19 protein-coding genes and 4 pseudogenes are annotated in these 17943 nt (G+C 39.9%); 6 read left to right on the top strand and 17 right to left on the bottom strand.

The genetic code is table 11. The features are described from left to right. Positions 1-4: 4 nt before the first annotated feature. Positions 5-1447 carry a peptidase G2 autoproteolytic cleavage domain-containing protein gene (locus tag BXP28_RS17075; protein ID WP_144029502.1) on the bottom strand — a complete coding sequence of 481 codons (1443 nt, stop codon included), beginning with the start codon at positions 1445-1447 and terminating at the stop codon, positions 5-7. A gap of 183 nt (positions 1448-1630) precedes the next feature. On the opposite strand from BXP28_RS17075, the pseudogene BXP28_RS17070 reads away from it, so the two are divergent. Further along, positions 1631-2626 (top strand): annotated as a pseudogene (locus tag BXP28_RS17070) (glycosyltransferase); the annotation flags it as partial. On the opposite strand, the gene BXP28_RS24525 reads toward BXP28_RS17070, so the two are convergent. The 12 genes and pseudogenes from BXP28_RS24525 to BXP28_RS17025 form a co-directional block, all read right to left on the bottom strand. After that, complete coding sequence (locus tag BXP28_RS24525; RefSeq protein WP_077585144.1) at positions 2626-3396, bottom strand: aminotransferase class I/II-fold pyridoxal phosphate-dependent enzyme; 771 nt, start codon at positions 3394-3396, stop codon at positions 2626-2628. The pseudogene BXP28_RS17070 and the gene BXP28_RS24525 sit on opposite strands and share 1 nt — an antisense overlap. Before the next feature lie 192 nt (positions 3397-3588). After that, positions 3589-4221, bottom strand: a complete 633-nt coding sequence (bioD, locus tag BXP28_RS17060; protein WP_023482367.1) for a dethiobiotin synthase — start codon at positions 4219-4221, stop codon at positions 3589-3591. Then, positions 4218-5591: an adenosylmethionine--8-amino-7-oxononanoate transaminase gene (bioA, locus tag BXP28_RS17055; protein ID WP_023482368.1), complete on the bottom strand. Its 1374-nt coding sequence runs from the start codon at positions 5589-5591 to the stop codon at positions 4218-4220. The genes bioD and bioA overlap by 4 nt, the downstream gene beginning before the upstream one ends. 816 nt (positions 5592-6407) lie before the next feature. Further along, positions 6408-6464 carry a putative holin-like toxin gene (locus BXP28_RS17050; RefSeq protein WP_235430632.1) on the bottom strand — a complete coding sequence of 19 codons (57 nt, stop codon included), beginning with the start codon at positions 6462-6464 and terminating at the stop codon, positions 6408-6410. Between the two features lie 353 nt (positions 6465-6817). After that, complete coding sequence (locus BXP28_RS17045) at positions 6818-7147, bottom strand: SpaA isopeptide-forming pilin-related protein (RefSeq protein WP_023482369.1); 330 nt, start codon at positions 7145-7147, stop codon at positions 6818-6820. A gap of 39 nt (positions 7148-7186) precedes the next feature. Further along, positions 7187-7249, bottom strand: a pseudogene (locus tag BXP28_RS25785) (hypothetical protein); the annotation flags it as partial. Positions 7250-7273: 24 nt separating this feature from the next. After that, positions 7274-7501 (bottom strand): hypothetical protein, encoded by a 228-nt coding sequence (locus tag BXP28_RS17040; protein ID WP_036655640.1) that lies wholly within the window; start codon positions 7499-7501, stop codon positions 7274-7276. 359 nt (positions 7502-7860) lie between these two features. Beyond that, positions 7861-9891, bottom strand: a complete 2031-nt coding sequence (locus tag BXP28_RS17035; protein WP_040930318.1) for a hypothetical protein — start codon at positions 9889-9891, stop codon at positions 7861-7863. A 456-nt stretch (positions 9892-10347) separates the two neighbouring features. Further along, entirely contained in the window at positions 10348-10404 is a 57-nt protein-coding gene (locus tag BXP28_RS24520; RefSeq protein ID WP_235430632.1) for a putative holin-like toxin, read from the bottom strand. A 730-nt stretch (positions 10405-11134) separates the two neighbouring features. Continuing rightward, on the bottom strand, positions 11135-11488 hold the full coding sequence (locus tag BXP28_RS17030; RefSeq protein WP_051427957.1) for a hypothetical protein: 354 nt from the start codon (positions 11486-11488) through the stop codon (positions 11135-11137). Positions 11489-11629: 141 nt separating this feature from the next. Next, positions 11630-11779: a hypothetical protein gene (locus BXP28_RS22910; RefSeq protein ID WP_155116213.1), complete on the bottom strand. Its 150-nt coding sequence runs from the start codon at positions 11777-11779 to the stop codon at positions 11630-11632. Further along, positions 11776-11856 (bottom strand): annotated as a pseudogene (locus BXP28_RS17025) (23S rRNA (pseudouridine(1915)-N(3))-methyltransferase RlmH); the annotation flags it as partial. The pseudogene BXP28_RS17025 and the gene BXP28_RS22910, both read right to left, overlap by 4 nt. Positions 11857-12199: 343 nt before the next feature. On the opposite strand from BXP28_RS17025, the gene BXP28_RS17020 reads away from it, so the two are divergent. Further along, positions 12200-13540 (top strand): APC family permease, encoded by a 1341-nt coding sequence (locus tag BXP28_RS17020; RefSeq protein ID WP_040930320.1) that lies wholly within the window; start codon positions 12200-12202, stop codon positions 13538-13540. Between the two features lie 527 nt (positions 13541-14067). Next, on the top strand, positions 14068-14724 hold the full coding sequence (locus BXP28_RS17010; protein WP_023482373.1) for a DJ-1/PfpI family protein: 657 nt from the start codon (positions 14068-14070) through the stop codon (positions 14722-14724). Positions 14725-15222: 498 nt separating this feature from the next. Here the strand turns inward: BXP28_RS17010 and BXP28_RS24515 are convergent, their stop codons facing one another. From BXP28_RS24515 to BXP28_RS16995, 4 genes and pseudogenes are all read right to left on the bottom strand, one after another. Continuing rightward, the gene (locus BXP28_RS24515; protein WP_230460824.1) at positions 15223-15276 is read right to left on the bottom strand and encodes a putative holin-like toxin; all 54 of its coding nucleotides are present in this window, start codon (positions 15274-15276) and stop codon (positions 15223-15225) included. Between the two features lie 130 nt (positions 15277-15406). Then, on the bottom strand, positions 15407-15952 hold the full coding sequence (locus tag BXP28_RS17005; RefSeq protein ID WP_023482374.1) for a YddI family membrane protein: 546 nt from the start codon (positions 15950-15952) through the stop codon (positions 15407-15409). Between the two features lie 4 nt (positions 15953-15956). Beyond that, positions 15957-16154 (bottom strand): annotated as a pseudogene (locus BXP28_RS17000) (NlpC/P60 family protein); the annotation flags it as partial. After that, positions 16150-16542: a glucosaminidase domain-containing protein gene (locus tag BXP28_RS16995; protein WP_023482375.1), complete on the bottom strand. Its 393-nt coding sequence runs from the start codon at positions 16540-16542 to the stop codon at positions 16150-16152. The gene BXP28_RS16995 and the pseudogene BXP28_RS17000, both read right to left, overlap by 5 nt. Between BXP28_RS16995 and BXP28_RS25255 the strand changes: the two genes are divergently transcribed. From BXP28_RS25255 to BXP28_RS16980, 3 genes are all read left to right on the top strand, one after another. Beyond that, positions 16543-16938, top strand: coding sequence for an ImmA/IrrE family metallo-endopeptidase (locus tag BXP28_RS25255; RefSeq protein WP_077585271.1), 396 nt, complete (start codon positions 16543-16545; stop codon positions 16936-16938). Between the two features lie 163 nt (positions 16939-17101). Further along, positions 17102-17245 carry a tyrosine-type recombinase/integrase gene (locus BXP28_RS25250; RefSeq protein ID WP_077585141.1) on the top strand — a complete coding sequence of 48 codons (144 nt, stop codon included), beginning with the start codon at positions 17102-17104 and terminating at the stop codon, positions 17243-17245. A 132-nt stretch (positions 17246-17377) separates the two neighbouring features. Continuing rightward, complete coding sequence (locus BXP28_RS16980; protein ID WP_023482376.1) at positions 17378-17941, top strand: site-specific integrase; 564 nt, start codon at positions 17378-17380, stop codon at positions 17939-17941. The last annotated feature ends 2 nt before the right edge of the window (positions 17942-17943 follow it).

Genomic DNA, 17943 nt, shown 5'->3' with positions numbered 1-17943 from the left:
GGCATCACCCGCGAAACAGAATTAAAATTCGCTCCGGAGCAACGCGTTTCAATACCCGGTATCCCTCCTTTGCTTTGGTGGCAATGCCATTCTCACCCGGCTGGCAGTATCCGTTGACTTGACAGGAGCCGTCGTCGCGGACAAGCAGTTTACCGAGCAGGCCCACAACAACCCATTCATCCCGTTTCAACCGTGAAACGTACGGAATATCCGGGTCCCATGCCGGATTCAATACTGGTTGTAGTTCGGTCCTTTTGGGAATGATTACTTTTCCTTCTTCGTCTTTGTACGGAGGAATCTCAACCTCCTGGACTTGTACCCGTCCCCATTCATCAACTGTATATTTGTCTGCCCAATGCAGTTCCCGGCTATCACCGACAAAACCCGACGGTGCCGTCGTTACGCCAATCACATAGGAGTCCTTGCCGTTCGCTTTGCGGACCCGGTCCCCCTCAGTTGTCACGAAATAGCCAACTTCAATCGGACTGCCATCTTTCGTTTCAAAGCATTCGGCATAGCTTGCCCCTCCGGCGGCAAGATATCCGCTAACGTATGCGTTTCCGAAGGCACCGATTACTTTGGCTGCGAGGCCGGGATGCTTCTCGTCCGTGCCATTCGCCAAATACCAGGAATACTGCCCTTCAATGCCCGAATCCGCCTGACCGAATTTGCCGATGATGTGTACCCCGTCCTGCCGCAGGGCAGACGTACCGATTCCCTCCGAATGGGCGGCAATCCCTCCGGCTGATGTACCCGCACCTTCGGCATGCGACGCGAACGCACTTGCCTCTGTCGAGTTCCCTTCCGCATGCGCTGCAAACGCAGTTGCCTCCGTTGTATTCCCCTCCGCATGGGAAGCAAATGCCATTGCCTTGGTTGTGTTTCCTTCCGCATGCGTAGCAAATGCACCCGCTCTGGAACCGGAACCCTCCGCGTGGGAGGCGTATCCCTCCGCCACAGCCTGCGCCCCTTCTGCGTGCGCAGCTTCGGCTAGTGCAACCGTACCGACCCCTTCGGCATGAGCCGACTCCCCGCTGGCAGTCGTCCCCGTCCCTTCCGCATGCGCATGGCTATTGCTCGCGGTTGTTCCGCTCCCTTCCGCATGGGAGGAAATACCCTGCGCAAGTGTTGAGTGTCCTTCCGCATGCGAGCTGATCCCCTCCGCTTTCGTGTTCGAACCTTCCGCATGAGAGGTCTCCCCCAGTGCATCCGTCGCGTATCCCTCCACATGGGACATATTTCCGCTGGCCTTGGTGGTGGAGCCTTCCGCATGCGATGCGATACCGATAGCTTCCGTCATATAACCTTCTGCATGAGCGGCGTTTCCGGAGGCACTGGCTCCGGAACCTTCTGCATGTGCTGCGACACCGCCTGCAACCGTATTGATTCCTTCTGCAACTGACCCATGCCCGTTTTGGTTTAACCCATTCGTCATCCAGTGATTCACCCTTTCTTTAATCCTCCCTTACAGTAAATGCACATACACGGCGAATGGATAGGGACAATTTCACTAATCTTGCGTTAGTAAGTGGTCTAGTCCACGGATACCGTTTCCTGTCGGCTCTATCATGCATTTACTGTAATAGAGCAAAAGTCTGCCACTTGATTCGTTCTTAAAGGAGATGAAAAAATGGATTACCGAATCTCCAAACCGAAAGTTTCCATTATTATTCCGGTATATAACAATGCGCCGTTTCTGGAACAATCTATTCGTTCCGCCATCTGCCAAACCTATGCCAATATTGAGATCGTCATGGTGGACGATTGCTCCACCGACCCCGCCGTACAGCCGATACTGGACAAATTCAGCGCATATCCGAATGTCCGTTTGTATCGGAACAATCAAAATCAAGGGATTTCCCGGACACAGAATATCGCTATCTTCCACGCTACGGGGGACATTATTGCATTTCTTGATTGTGACGACTTACTTGAACCGTTTGCGGTTGAGCTGTCATTGGTTCATTGGACCGAGGAGACGAAATATTCATTCTCCAACCGAATACACATTGATGAGCATTCGTGCGAGATAAAGCGGGTAGGGTGCGAGCATAACCCTCTACACGATCTGTTTACAGAACAGCTTGATGCCAATATGTATGCATCGCACTTTAAAATGATCAGCCGAGATGTTTTCCGGAAAATAGGGGTTTTCAATCCCGATTACGACAGTGCACAGGATTACGATCTCGTGCTCCGGGCTGCTTTCCGTTATCCCCGTACGGCCTTTGTTCATGTGCCTTACTATTTATACAAATACCGCATTCACTCCAAGCAAACGACACATTTAATTATGCAGCAGCAAATCAAACTGGCAGGCCGCATCTCCCATGATGCAAAAATGAGACGAAACATCCGAAACGGGCATTTTCATATTCCGATCCAGTTTGTCATTGTGACACATAAGAACGGCAAGGCTGCTCTAAAATGTATCCGCTCTATCGAAAAAACGGTACATGTGCCTTACGGAATCCTTCTGTTTGAGAACGGATCGCTCACAAGGTGCACCACCTATATAAGACGGCGGATAAGAAACAGGCCGGGCGTAAAGGCGATTTTCTCAAGAAATCGTATAAGTCCGGCCAGTGCCTTGCGGGAAGCCCTGCGTTTTGTGAGAAAAGATGCCTATATCATCCGCCTGGACCCGGATCTCAAAGCTACGGAAGGTTGGATCGAAGAATTTTTGCTAAACGTACCCATATGGATATCCACATCATCTTGCAGTCGGAGCTCATGGCATAACCCCTCGCCGTGCACCCCGTAAATCCCCCCGCTGTGTGCCTCGTCCACCATAAGCATCGCTCCGTATTCATGTTTGAGCGTAACAAGCTCACGCAAGGGCGCCAGGTCTCCATCCATTGAAAAGAAAGCGTCTGTAACGATCAACTTTCGCCTTTTATCCCGGTACTTTTCCAATAACGTACGCAAATGATCCATATCATTATGACGGTATCGAGCATGCTCCGCACGGTTTAATACAATGCCATCCACAATGCTTGCATGATTTAACTGATCACTGAAAACAACATCACCTCGGCCCACTAGTGTACCAATAACACCCGAATTAGCCATATAGCCATTTGCCAAAACAAGCGCTGCCTCACACTTCTGCCAGTCAGCGAGCGCTTCTTCAAGACGGCCATAAGACGGTCGGTTGCCTGTCACAAGGCGTGAAGCACCGGAGCCCGCTCCTTCCGTGAGCAGCGCTTCGTGCATCGCTTTGATAATGGCAGGGTGTTGAGAAAGTCCAAGGTAATCATTAGAGGACATGTTAAGAAGCATACGTCCTCCACGCAACGTAAAGCCAGGAGATTTAGGTACCAGGCTGTTTTCACATAAGGAACGCTCTAATGAAGCGTCAGCCAATAAACCAAGTTCTTTTTCAATCCAATACATGATTAATAACTCCATTAATATTAGCTCTTTTTGGGTAAACAATTACCTTTTTTTCGGCTGGAATTGTTTTTATCTTCATTATTCTTTCATAGGTTAAGTTATAAATGCCTGTCTGATAGGACTAAATTGTATTGTTTTTCGTACAGTATGTATCAACGTTTCTGAAGTTGTTTCGGCGTTTAAGTGAGGAAATCAGCCAAGGACCTTTAGACCACTGTAATATTCGATAAGTTCCGCATTGGTAGCAATGCTCGAATCCTCGGGCAGATCCGTTAATTCACCGTCGTTCATTATCACCCCTACAATGGGAATTTTGTAATGCCTTAGCCATGACACAGTCAAAAGCGTGTGGTTAATGGTACCGAGGCCAGAACGGGCTACAATCAGAGCAGGTACCCGAAGCTCTGCAATCAAGTCCGCCACTAGTGCGTCATTGGTTATCGGAACAGCAACTCCGCCTGCGCCTTCGATGACCAGGGCTTCGTAACGTTTAATGAGAGGTACACCAGCAGCGACGAGTTCCTTTAGTGTGAGGGTTACTCCAGCCTGCTTGGCGGCTAACATCGGAGTAAGCGGAGCTTCAAATGTGAATGGTGCCACCATCTCGGGTGGTTCATCGATTCCCGTACTTTGCAGCAGCCGTTCAGCATCGGTGATTCCGCTCCCAAGGGGTGCGCCGGATTGAACCGGCTTCCAGACACCGACATTTAGCCCATCGGCACGAAGCATAGCGGTAATGGCCATCGTCACAACCGTTTTCCCTACGTCAGTGTCCGTACCTGTCACAAATAAACCGCGTATTACTTCGGGATTTACTTTATTCATGAAATTGAAGCTCCTTCGGTGACGTCGACTATTGATTTCTCCAAAATTTGTATCATGATATCCAGGTCAGCTTCTGTGCTGGAAAGCGGAGGGATGAAGACGATCACATTACCGAGCGGCCTCGTTAGCATTCCGAGTTCTCTGGCCCGCAGGCTCGTACGTACGCCGATTCGTTCTCCCCAATCGTACGGCTCGCGCGAAACCTTATCTCGTACGAGCTCAATCCCGATCATCAGTCCTTTTTGCCGGACTTCACCGACATGCGGGCGATTCTTAAGTGCCTCTAACTTATGCTCGACAAATGACGCCTTCTTTTGTACTCCTTCAACCATGCGCCGCTCTTCAAACAGCTTCAAGCTTGCCAAAGCAACGGCACAACCAAGCGGGTTGCCTGTGAAGGAATGACCATGGAAAAAAGTCTTCTGCTCCTGATAATTGGCAATAAACGCGTTGTACACCTTATCTGTTGCAAGCGTTGCAGCCACAGGCAAGTACCCCCCGGTCAGCCCTTTCCCAATAACCATCAAATCGGGTGAAACGTCTTCGAGATCACAAGCGAACATAGCTCCCGTCCGACCAAAACCAGTCGCGACTTCGTCAGCGATAAGCAGAATGCCATACTTGCGGCATAGTTTTGCAATCTCGTCTAAACAGCCCGGCGGCATAACAATGATGCCACCGGCCCCTTGTACAATCGGCTCCACAATAAGAGCTGCAATCTCATCAGCGCGTGTCTCAAGTAAATTACGCAGTGCGGTTAGTGTATCTTCCAATGCCTTCTTTCCGCCGCCCTCATGGCGATAAGCGTAGGGATACGGAATGACATGTGAAGGAAATAACATGGGACGGAACACGTCATGAAATAGAGGAATTGCACCGACACTTACTGCGCCAATTGTATCTCCGTGGTACGCTTGATTCATCGTGATAAACGTTGTTTTCCCCCGTATCCCTTGGTTATGCCAGTATTGAAACGCCATTTTGATTGCTATCTCGACACCAGTTGCTCCTGAATCTGAGTAAAACACTTTGTTTAATCCTTTAGGATTGATCCCTACCAACTTTTCCGCAAGCTCGATTGCAGGTACATTGGCCATTCCAAGAAGGGTGGAGTGGGCAACACGACTTAGCTGTTCCGTGATGGCCTGATTTAGCTCCGGCACGTTATGTCCATGTACGTTAAGCCAAACTGATGAGAAACCGTCATAATAAGCGTGACCATTGACGTCATACAGGATGATACCTTCGCCGCGTTCAATAATGAGAGGGTCAGAGTTATTGTAATCTTTCATTTGGGTAAAAGGATGCCATAGGTAATTCTTATTTATAGCAGCAAGCCTTTCGTAATCCGTTGTCAAAATAATCACCATCCATAAACAAATCAATTGTTAACCAAATAAAAATGTTATTAGGTTAACAATTGGATGTGGTTATTTTACCAGAGAGGAACCCTCCTGTAAAGAAAATGAAAGATCGTCCCCTGCTTGACCCTTGTTCATCCCGGGGTTCAATCCTGTAATCAAAACAAAAGCCAGATTTGAAGAAAGGGCCATATATAACAGACAAAGTTCAAACCAGGACCATCATTCACAATCACAATGGTTAATTATAAGAACGCCTATATGACTCGATTAAATCGCTAAGTTAGGTGTTTTTATTTGATTTTAATCCTTTGTTGTTCGGTTGTATAAAGACCGCTGGTGTGTACTTAATCAAAAAAACCGCTCCGGGTTTTGATTCCGGCAGCGGCGAGATCATTTCGTTGGATAGTGACATCTTGTACATCGGTAGGGACGGGGGTATTTAGTCGGATTTAAAGGAAAGAAAGAGTATTCTCCGCCAGCCGGGCTGCAGCACATATGCATCTTTAGAAGACGATGTGGTGAAGATTAGCGTTGAGTTTCCGCTCTACCATACTGGCTATAAAGAATATTGCCGCCGTTTTAGCCGTTTTATATGCATTTATATTGTAACGGACCGTTAGGCCCATAACGCCAACCAATCCCTATTTGAGCCGGACTTTATTTCATTTAAAACGTGTGTTAAAATAGCGGTAACAAGCATATACTAAAAACGACCGCAGACGCTGCGAACGTCCACGGTCTGGCAATAGCCGTGCTATATGTTGGCGGTTGGCTTATGAGGTTACTACCAAAAATAGATCGCAACCTTTGACCGAGGGCGATCTATTTTTTTTGGATGAACGTCAAAAGCGCCAGAATAAACATCCCGAATAGGAACATTAATTGCAGTGCTTGGAACGTTTCCATTGGCATCACCCCCTTTCCGGGGGATTAGCCCGACCGCCCACGTATAAGCCACTATTGCTTATTAGTATTTTACCATATATTGTTATGTGGTTTACATATAATTCTTATTTTCTTACCAAGTCTTTTTTTATAAAAGGGAAACATACATATCCAAATAAAAAGACGCATTTTTTCCCTGCCACTTGGGCACTGGGCAATCCCCTTGTGGAGTCATTCCGGTTTCGGAATCCTGCTTATAAATTGTAACTTGGCCTAAAACTACATCATTCGTTAACGTTACAGTTGATGTTTCACCGGCATTTACAAAAATATTTTCTGAAGTACGATTAATGGTATAGCCATGTGGTGCCTTTAACTTCTCCAACTGTATAAGTTTTATTCGGAAGCAAACCTTTCGTTGTTGCTTTACCATCATCCCCGGTAGTAATCGTATCTACAGTAACGTCTCCATCCTTAACCTCAAATACCGTACCTGATAATGATTCTGCTTTATTTCCTTTTTTGGATACTTCAATATATCCTTCACGAGCCTCGAAATGAGCAGTAAATTGAACCGTTTCCTTAGAGTCAGCTACACTGCTCCTTACTATACTTTGTAATTTTGAATCAGCCATCTTATACAAAATGGGTTGAAATTCTTTTATACTTCCTTTCAATTTGCCGCTGCTAAAGTCACTGTCATAATTTAATGGAGCAGTAAAATAAAAAGTTTCTCCGCCCTTAACTGTTACTGAACAGCCTTCCTGACTATCACCAATAGTTCATTCACAGTTGCCACTTGTTTAGGTAAACTCAAAGGAAATTTTGTTCCTTGAGTGAGCTTTTAATGTGATACTTTCTGTTTTTTGAACGATGCCATCAACAAAACTGTTTACATAAGAACTAGATAGTTTTAATTGAGTATCTGGAACATCCTCAGAAAGAGCCTTGGCTTTCAATTCAGCATAACCCGGAATTTTTTCCCAGCCATCAGAATAACCAAGATACATTTCACTTAAAACCCCAACCATTACCTAAATCTCCATCAATATATCCCCGCTGCTTAAAAAGGCGCCTCGATCTCCTTCCTTCTAAATTTTCGTATTACTTTTCTTTTTCAATATTTTATCATAACCTTTATATGGATATTACCATACTTATTAGACTTTTTCCCAATGTTACGGTGGCTATATGGCGTTTTATTCTATACGGTGTTTGTTAGGCTGTGCTGGCTGGGTCGTGGAAATGGATCTTGAAATGGCGGTAAAGATAACGTCAAATAGATCGCATCCTTTATATCCAAGGGCGATCTATTTTTTGAGATATTTGTTTTTAGCCGTTATTTGGGGATGCTTCTTCGTAGTTAAGGATTTTTCTATATGATGAAAATTTAATTTTCCGTACAAGCCTTTAAATAAAAATCAAATTTTTGTGCAGCATCAATTAAAGATCCTAAAGCATAGTATCCTTCTTTAGTAATACCTATACACCCAATTAAAGGTGAGGATAGAAACTCTAACATTTGTTTTATTTCATCAATAGTCGGTAAAGTTTTAAAGATACTCTGATTTTTTAGTAGTAAATAAATTTCTTTTGGTTGCATTATACCTTCAGTCAGGGGATCATCACTTTCTTCAGATAAGCATTTCATAATTGCTTTAAGCAGGTTTCCATCTCTAATGATTTTCCTTCTATCTTCTTCGATTATTTGTATATCAACAATTCCTTTTTGAGAAAACAACTTTCTATAAGAATCTGATTTTAGTGGTACCTCTAAATGCATTTTAATTAAATACTCTAGTTGTTCTACATCTAATAAGGCTATGCCATGATTTATCGCTCTTTGATTTACCCGTTCTCCCTGAAATTCACGTCCTACAACAAGTGAAAAATCTGCATTATGTTTCTTTCTATGTTCAACTAGTGTATCGAAATTTAATTGACTTTCTGTTACTCCACCACTATAAGTTGTTTTTGCATCTACTGCTACAGTATATGCAAATTTAGGAGAAGTTGGCGCTTGAATAAGTATGTCTGTTTTTCCAGATCCCCCGAGCCATTCAGATTTGAATCCTAATAATGTAAAAGATCGTGCTAAAGATTCTTCAAATCGATCTGGATCAGAAGAGTGGCGTGATGAAATCCTAATTTCGTTTAAAAGTTCAGTAATGGATTCATTACTATCTTTAACTTCAAGTATTTCCGATTCAATTTTCCCTCCTTCGATATTCAGATAACATGATTTTAATTTTTTACAAAAATTTTTTCCTCGATTAGTTAACCCATATAAATGAACTCCTGTTTCCTGAATAAGTTTAGCATTTTCTAAAATATGGAGTCTCTTATGTATTTCATTGGTTTTTTCATTTGGAAAACCATGAGAAACTTTTGCTATAACTGCTAATTGTTTAGCACTTAGTTCTTCTTTTTCAAGTTCCAATAAAATCTCAAAAACAAATGCGAATTTTTTGTTTATACAGCAGGCAAAATCAATTTCGAAGTTTTCTGTTGGGAATTTGTGTCCTAATTCACTTGTTTGAAACAAAGTTCTGGTTTTTCTTTCAATAACCTCTAAATTTATAAGACTTGAAATAAAAGTTCTAGTAGATGATTCGGAAATACCGAATGTTACCGAAGAATACTCAGCTATTGTAGAAAGTTCTGTAGGATTGTCCATCATTAATAAGTAATCTAAAACAGTATTATGAATATCTTGTATACTCCCTGGGTAATATCCTATGCTTGCCTTTCTATTTTTTTTATCATTCTCATCCAACCTACACATTTCCAACGCCCAACTTGAAATAGGAACCCCTTTTTCATCCATTGTCTGATCGGTATAGCTTTTAAGTTCCTCTGCCTTGAAATATCCGACCTTTTCTAAGAGTTCCTTACCTAAATCTGTAATAGAATATTTCATAGAAAAATCTTCATATTTTATTAATCCTAGATCCTTTAGCCAATTTAATCTGGCATGGATTTCTGATTTAGTTTTCCAACTCAATTTGTACTGATTACTAGCTATATCCTGAATTACCCTTGATGTCGCTGTATTTTCTTTAAGCACAGCTAGAATTTCTGAAAAATATCGGATATGTGCAGTAAGCAGTGCAGCTAAATATAGGTTATCTTCAGACTCCAAGCATTTATCAGCATCTACAGATATTTCCCATCCAGTAATTAATTTCTTTACAAATCCTGAAGGCCTTAATTTAATATATAAATCCTCTAATGTGTTAGTACTTTTACTTCCCTCAATACTAATTGGAGTTTTAACAGGAGTTTTGTTCTTCAAAGCAGTTAAAATATATCTTAATGAATTCTGAAACCCTTTTTCCCCTCTAGGTATATTAGGCATAGCAGAAACTTTTGTTTCCCAACTTCTTATCGTAGGATAATCTTTGGAATCCACTTGAACCATACCCATCCCCTTCCTTTTATATGTAAATTTATTATAAAATCTTACTTTTTGTAGATGAGTTTGAAAAACCACATTTACTTATGATACGGTTTCCCCAGAATTATCTTAAACGTACTATAAACGATCCGGCAACGCCAGCCCTATATCTTTTAATTTTTCAAAAACCTTTCGTTTAATAAGACATATATTTTGTTCGATAATAACTCAATTCTTCCCGTTTAAATTGGATTTAGTAATGGACCAGTAGGAAAAACATAACGTCAAATCTAAACCCTTTATTAGCCAGATTAGACCTTTATTTCATTTAAAACGTGTGTTAAAATAACTTTAGCAAGCATATACTAAAAACGACCGCAGACGCTGTAATGCCTACGGTCTCGCAATAGCCGCGCTATATGGCGGTCGGCTTAGAAAGATCACGTCAAATAGATCGCATCCTTTACACCTGAAGGCGATCTATTTTTTTTGGATAAACGTCAGAAGCGCCAGAATAAACATCCCGAATAGGAACATTAATTGAAGAGCTTGAAACGTTTCATTGGCATCACCCCCTTTCCAGGGGATTAGCCGACCGCCCACGTATAAGCCACTATTGCTTATTAGTATTTTACCATATATTGTATCTAATTAATATGTGATTTTAAGATTCTTTTCCAAGCAACACCTGGCCATCTTCACATACCATTACAAACTTATGCGTCTTATCGAACTTTCGTCCAAATTCCTCGACTTGCAATCGTACATCAATAGTCGTATTGGAGAGATCTATGTCAACAATTGACATAAATTTATAAGAAATTTAGTACCTGACTTTTAAAATGCTCTCTTATTCTTAATAGCGCCATTTTTGCATCAAAAATTATATGGTAGTATCATAGCCATCCTACCATAATTTTTTTGCATCCTAAACTGTAGAAATTCTTTTAGAACATGTTCAGGGATATAAACGACTCAATATTGTTAGATATTGAGCTCTCTTGAGTTTCCACCTACCTATCTCCATTTTAAAACGTTCTGTTTCTTGAACTTTTTCAAGTATTTTTATTAGGGACCCTTCTGGCTTCTCCTCGGAAGCTTTAGATTCTCCCCGTTCCACCTTTGCTGCTCATTCACCTAAAGCAAAGAGAAGAGCCCATGTTTTTGTTAACAACAGTCTCATTATCATAGCCTAGGTCTGTTCCATGTAAAATCCCATTCTAATAAGGAAGACTACTTCTTTTCTTTCGTTGTCTTACGGTGACCTTTACGTAGAATTATTACCAACTTCCCTAGACCCTGATGGGCAGCAATAGAATCCCATGACCTGCTTTATTGATTCCGCAGAGATCCCTTTATGATCTTCATGAAGTTCATTTACTAGACTGTCAGTTAGGGCCAGTATAACCGGAAAACATGCATGATAGCGTTTCTCTTCATAGTTTATCAATTCCTTTAATGCTAGGTCCATTCTTGGCAAAAAGGCTTTGATTGGACTTGAACGCTTTAACTGGAACCGCACCGTTTCAACATCATAATATCTTAGGAGAACCTCTTGTGCATCCTGAAAATTACCCGATTCAGCTTTTAGTACTGTTTCTTTTGCCACCTCAAAACTCATCATACTGTTATCCTACCATGACCAGCAACAAAAAAATTACATCAGGGATACTAAACAGTTCATTTGTTTGTTTTGCTATGTTCTCTATGTCTTATAATGCGTCTTCTACTTTATCAACATCTGCCCCAGCCTGTTTAAAATTCACATATTTGTCGCTGTAGTAAATAAGTCTTTCATACTAGGAGTATCACGAAGATGCTGCTTGCCTTGTTTCTTTGGCTTTTTCTTCCCCATATGCTCCCTCTCCTTATAACTTATTTTCTTGCTCTTAATCAAAATCGTTGCCGTCACTTATGGTACCGTTCCCCCCGATTTATCTTAAACGCGCGATAAATCTGCTCCACCAGCACCAGCCTCATCAGCTGGTTAAGCCAAATCCTTTATTTCTTTACACTTCAAAAACCCTTATATTCTAAGGTTTTTTTTCTGCCTTTTATCCCTTCTATGCTTAAAATTCTACACCTATTCGTACATTTCGTCCCCAATTAAAAAACCTTAACGGTAATGCTATATAATCTGTCAATATCTAAAAAACGATAAGAGGAAAACCGAGAATAAAGGTGTGCTTGCTGGAAAATTTGTTATCTTAGATTGTAGTAATACAGTTATTAATGTTTATCATACGTGCTTTTCTTTATTGATCTTTCTGATTCTCATGTGATAGAATTTTTTTTGCAAAGTTATATATTTCACAAATCAGGAGTGAATTTTTTGACACAACAAAGGTTAAAAAAAGAGATTGGTTTTTTTGCCGCTTTAACTACAGTTGTTGGTACTGTGATTGGAGCAGGTGTTTTCTTTAAACCAACTGCAATATATGGTATTACTGGAACAGCAAGTCTGGGGTTACTTGCCTGGATATTAGGTGGATTATTAACAATTTGTGCTGGCCTAACAGTTGCTGAACTATCAGCAGCTATCCCGGAAACAGGTGGCATGATGACCTATTTAAAGCGTGTTTATGGTAACTTAACTGCCTTTCTACTAGGTTGGGCACAAACCATAATATACTTACCAGCTGTTTTAGCAGCACTTGCTATTATTTTTGGAACTCAAGCTGTTAATTTGTTCGGATTAAATCCAAACGAAAATCAATTATTAGTTGTAGGAGTTGCTGCTATTATTGCAACCTTTGTAACTCTTATGAATTTTTTAGGTGCTAAAGCTGCCGCAGGAATCCAGATAGTTTCCACAATAAGCAAGTTTCTTCCTTTAGCTCTGATTATCATATTTGGCTTGCTTAACAATAACCAAGTATCTTTTCAACTTTTCCCCATTGAAGCAGGGCCGGAAAAATCTTTCATACCTGCTCTTGGCTCTGCCTTACTAGCAACAATGTTTTCCTATGATGCATGGATTCATGTTGGGAATATTGGTGGAGAAATGAAAAATCCGAGGAGAGATTTACCTAAATCAATTATTCTAGGTCTTTCAATTATTATGATTGTTTATTTATTAATTAATATTGCTTTCCTAATGGTGATGCCTGCTACAGCACTTGCAGAAACGGCGACACCTGCTTCAGATGTAGCAACAATAATTTTTGGTGCTATGGGTGGAAAATTAATTAGTATAGGTATCCTAATTTCTGTATTTGGGACGATTAATGGAATTATTTTGACTGGAATGAGAATCCCTTATGTCATGGCAATAGAAAAAAAACTACCTTTTAGCAAATGGTTTGCTACTCTTTCTAATAAAAACAAAATTCCGTATAATTGTGGTCTATTCATCTTATTGATTTCAGTTGTGATGATGCTTGTAGGCGGATTTAACACATTAACAGATATGTTAGTATTTGTCATATGGATGTTTTATACATTGACATTTCTTTCCGTTATTATTCTGCGAAAGAAAGAGCCTCAACTTGTACGTATCTACAAAGTGCCATTATATCCGTTTGTCCCAGTATTAGCTTTGTTAGGGGGACTATTTATAGTGTTGAATACACTATTTACCCAACCATTTCTAGCCTTATGCGGTATGGGACTTACTTTTTCAGGTCTACCTTTGTACTTTATCATTCTCAGGAAACAAACTAGTAAAATATAATGATCGTAGCATAATTCAGATGTATTACTTTAATAATAGTGACGACAACTGATACAACTTTCCTAAACAATGGAAAATCACGTTCCCGCCACGTATTTTCGACTTTTTCGTATTTTTTACGTTCTTCAAAACGTTGTTAGGATTAGTTCGGATATGTTCTGAAAAAAATATGGTCAAATAAATAACTGTTATCTTGATTATTGAGACGTAAGCTATCTCCTCATTTGTATGATTTACTTTGATGCAAGAAGACATGGTACAAAAGCAATATGTGTATAAAGCTGATAAACCTGACCATATTCGCTTTATAAGAGATGATATAAACAAATCGGATAAAACGATTAATGGATTAGTTAAAATCGCAAATTCTATGAAGCAATTCCTTTTTACTTCCTTCAAAACAAGAACTGCTTATTTAGCTTTACATAATTATACGGACTCAACTTTAAAATAACACGTATTAAAATAACATTTAAGGGTCATACTAAAAATGACCATAAACGTGCTAAGACAAAGGAGAGATCAATATGAAAGTTGTAATACTTCTTTACAATGGAATGACAGCTTTAGATGCAATTGGTCCGTACGAAGTATTTGTTTCCGTAGAGGAAGCTGAAGTGAAACTTGTAGCCAAAAATAAAGGTTTAATCAAACTGGATTCTAAAATGGGTTATTTGCATGCTGATTTTAGTATTTCTGAAGTTAATTCAGCTGATATTCTTGTTGTTCCCGGTTCTCGTCCTCCTAATTATAAGTCTCCGATAAATGACAAAGACATAATGAATTGGATTCGTCAAATACATGAGACAACGAATTGGACCACATCAGTATGTACCGGTTCTTTAATTTTAGGTGCCGCAGGTTTGCTGAATGGATTAAACGCAACCAGTCATTGGAGTTGCTTGGACCTACTCCATTCCTATGGTGCTATCTCAACTAATGAAAGAGTGGTTCGTCAAGGAAAAATCATTACTTCAGCTGGTGTCTCTTCTGGTATAGATATGGCCCTCCAGCTAGTAGCATGGGAATCGGGGGAAGATATCAGCAAATACGTTCAGCTGATTTTGGAATACGATCCTATGCCTCCGTTTGATTGGGGTTCACCCGAGAAAGTGCCTGCTCCACTGATAGAACAATTAAAAGAGATGATACAAGAGGTAAAAAAACAGGAGCCCGAAATTTAAAAATTTTCAACTTTACTCGGAAAGAGGTTTTCCCAATTTTATGTACTGTAGTAGCTTCACGATATAATTAAAAAACTTCTTTCCAAGGGAATTAAACCCATGTATGCAAATGTTATTTTACATTTTTTACATTTATCGATTTTATACCCAATCTTTAACTATAAATCCTCATCCCCAAATCTTCTAATTAAATCCATTATACTCTGCATATTTTTTACGTTCTTCAAAACGACGTTAAGATTAGTTCGGATTAGCTATATATAATAGGATTTTCTCGTTTTGCATTCCGATTATTTCGGATCGAAAAAATATAGTCAAAACACGTATAACCTTGTTAAACAAAACAGACCTGTGTTAAAATGCAACTAGAAGCATATACTAAAAAAGACCGCAGACGCTCCAACGTCTACGGTCGGCAATAGCCGCACAATAGGCGGTCGGCTTATCAGGTTTATACGAAATGGATCGCACTAACCTTTCCGTGGTGGGCGATCTATTTCATTTCTGGATAAACGTTAGAAGCGCTAGAATAAACATTCCGAACAGGAACATTAATTGAAGAGCCTGAAACGTCTCCATTGGCGTCACCCCTTTCTATTGAAGGAATGACGCCGACCGCCCACATAAGCCACTATTGCTTGTTCCATTGTATCATATTTCCATTTACTATGCTTCTAATATTTCACTGATCTACCAACTCCACATTATTCACTTTCCATTCTCCTCCATCTACCTGTATAACATCCGTTTTGACTATCCGCTTGATTGTATTTTTTTTGCCCCCTCCAAATGATATCGTCTGCATAAATTCATTAATAAACCTAATGTGTTTTTCATCAAGCTTTTTATCATAAACCTCCAACCCTGATATTTCCGCCTTGACATCAGAATTATTTTTTTCTGAAATACCGGAAGGATATGCTTTTAAGAGTCCCTCCTCTGTAAGCATCGGTTTTACTTTATCCAAACGAACATTTGTATCTTTATACATAAAAAAAGCATCTATAAAATCAGCGTTAACCTGAAAAGCCCCTATATTCTTCTTTCCTAGTTTTTGCTCTTCTATCGTTTCTGACTTATGTGCGCTATTTTCGGAAACCGTGTTGTTTTGGGATGCCACAGACTTTTCTTTTTTCAAATTCCTTATTTCTTGCAAATTCTTATAGTTCAAGACGCCTAGCGCTATAACTAACAATGATAACACTACAATAGACATTTTTTTAAGCACCTAATCACCTTCCTATCCTTCCGAATGTTGGACGATGTTCCGCCCAATATCCCTTTGTTATGTCACTATACTCAACACCACTATCATTGCTATTAAACATTCTTCCGTTACCCACATACATCCCAACATGAGATATATGAGATGGTCCACCATAGGTACCGTAGAAAAATACCAAGTCCCCCGGTCTTGCATCCTCCTCAGAAAAGACCCCCAAGTTTTGCAACAATTTCCTTGACTGTAGGGACCCAATACATATTAAGTCCGCTAGGGTCATTTGATGCACCAATTGGTGCATAAACAGCACCCAAATCTTCTATCGTGATTTTTCCATCTATTAGAATTCTATTATGCAAAGTTAACCCCATTGCCTCTAAACCGTCATCTAAGGTGGGAAAAACCATTAGACCAGTAGCTGTCATAAGTCCACCAGGATTATTCTTTGTTGTTACTGCATTACTTTTACCCCAAGCTGACTCATGCAAACTAATTGCGGCAAAGAGAACAGGATCAATTCCTTGTTTTTCTGCTATTTCAATATATTTATTCGCTTTATTACTGAGAACACTGCCTGAGAAAAGGCGGAATCCCACATTTTTCTATTTATTTCCCCAGTTGCAGAACAAACATACATTCCACTGTTACCTTTATTTTCTTCTTCTCTAGCCTTATTACCGCCAAAAACACCTATAATCAAAATAACTAATATCATCAACACAAAAAAGGGAGCTCGCTTTTCCATAGTCCACGAATTAAGCCATCATATACTACACCAAGGCATAAACACTCCTTTTCTAAAAAGAAATACACTATTTTCAATTGATAAAATTGAAAGAGAGGCTAATGAGTTAGCCTTATACATATTAATTGGTAACAATAAACCAGAATATGGAGAAACAAAAAATGCTTCTTATTACGTTGTGGTATACCAGAAGAGTTTCATGTTTTTTATTAATCAAAGATGGTTTGTAAAAGCACCTTTATGTTAAAAGGTGCAAAATTATTACTTTAAAATAGAACATATATTCTGAGAGGAGTAAGAGGAATGGCTTCTATTGAAAAACGAGGGAAAAACGCTTGGCGCCTTACAATTGAAACTGGGTACGATCATAAAGGAAATAGAAAAAGAGAAAGAAAGGCCATCTTAAACGCATCATTATCCCTGAATTTGGACATATGAAAATTAATGAAATAAAAACTCTACATTTAGTTAAGTTCTTCGAAAATTTAAAAAAGCTTTATGCCATCACCAAAATTTGTATACACAATTTTAAAAAGTATTTTTGGAAAAGCTAAACAATGGTCTGTCATTAAAACAAACCCAATGATTGGAGTGGATCGCCCAAAAGGAGCAACACGTTCAAGAAAATATTATTATTCTGAACAAATAAAAATAACACTGCAAGCATTACAAAAAGAACCATTAAAATGGCGATTATTTTTATTTCTTATATGATAGGTGGTCTCAGGCGCAGTGAATCACTCGCATTAGAATGGAGTGATATTGATTATGATGACAATTCTATCTTTGTTCGTAAATCCATTGCAGCAGGTCAAAAAATAAAACCGCCAAAAACAAAACAATCTATACGAAAAGTGCGAATGCCTAAATGGTACTTCGATGAGCTTTCAAAATTTGAAATTATATGGAATGAGGAAAAAGAAACCGCTGGGCAAAAGTGGGAAGAAAGGAAACATTCCTTTATATTCCACAATGGACTTGGGAAACCTTTCTATAGAACAGTTCCTTCTCAACGTTGGCTCCAATTTATAAGAGCTAATAACCTCCCCCATATCCGCCTTCATGATCTCCGTCATACTGTTGCTACCCTTCTACTTGAAGAAGGTGTACGCCTTAAAGTTATCCAAGAAAGACATGGACATGCTAATTATCAAACTACCGCAGATATTTATTCTCACGTTACAAAAAGATTAACAGAAGACGCAGTAGATAAGTTTGAAAAATTTGGTCCCCAATCCGTCCCCAAATAGCT

Origin of the sequence: Paenibacillus larvae subsp. larvae (genome assembly GCF_002003265.1) — a bacterium.
Classification (GTDB): Bacteria; Bacillota; Bacilli; order Paenibacillales; family NBRC-103111; genus Paenibacillus_H; species Paenibacillus_H larvae.
Note: the sequence above shows the minus strand (reverse complement) of the source record. Positions and strands in the feature narration are given on the sequence as shown.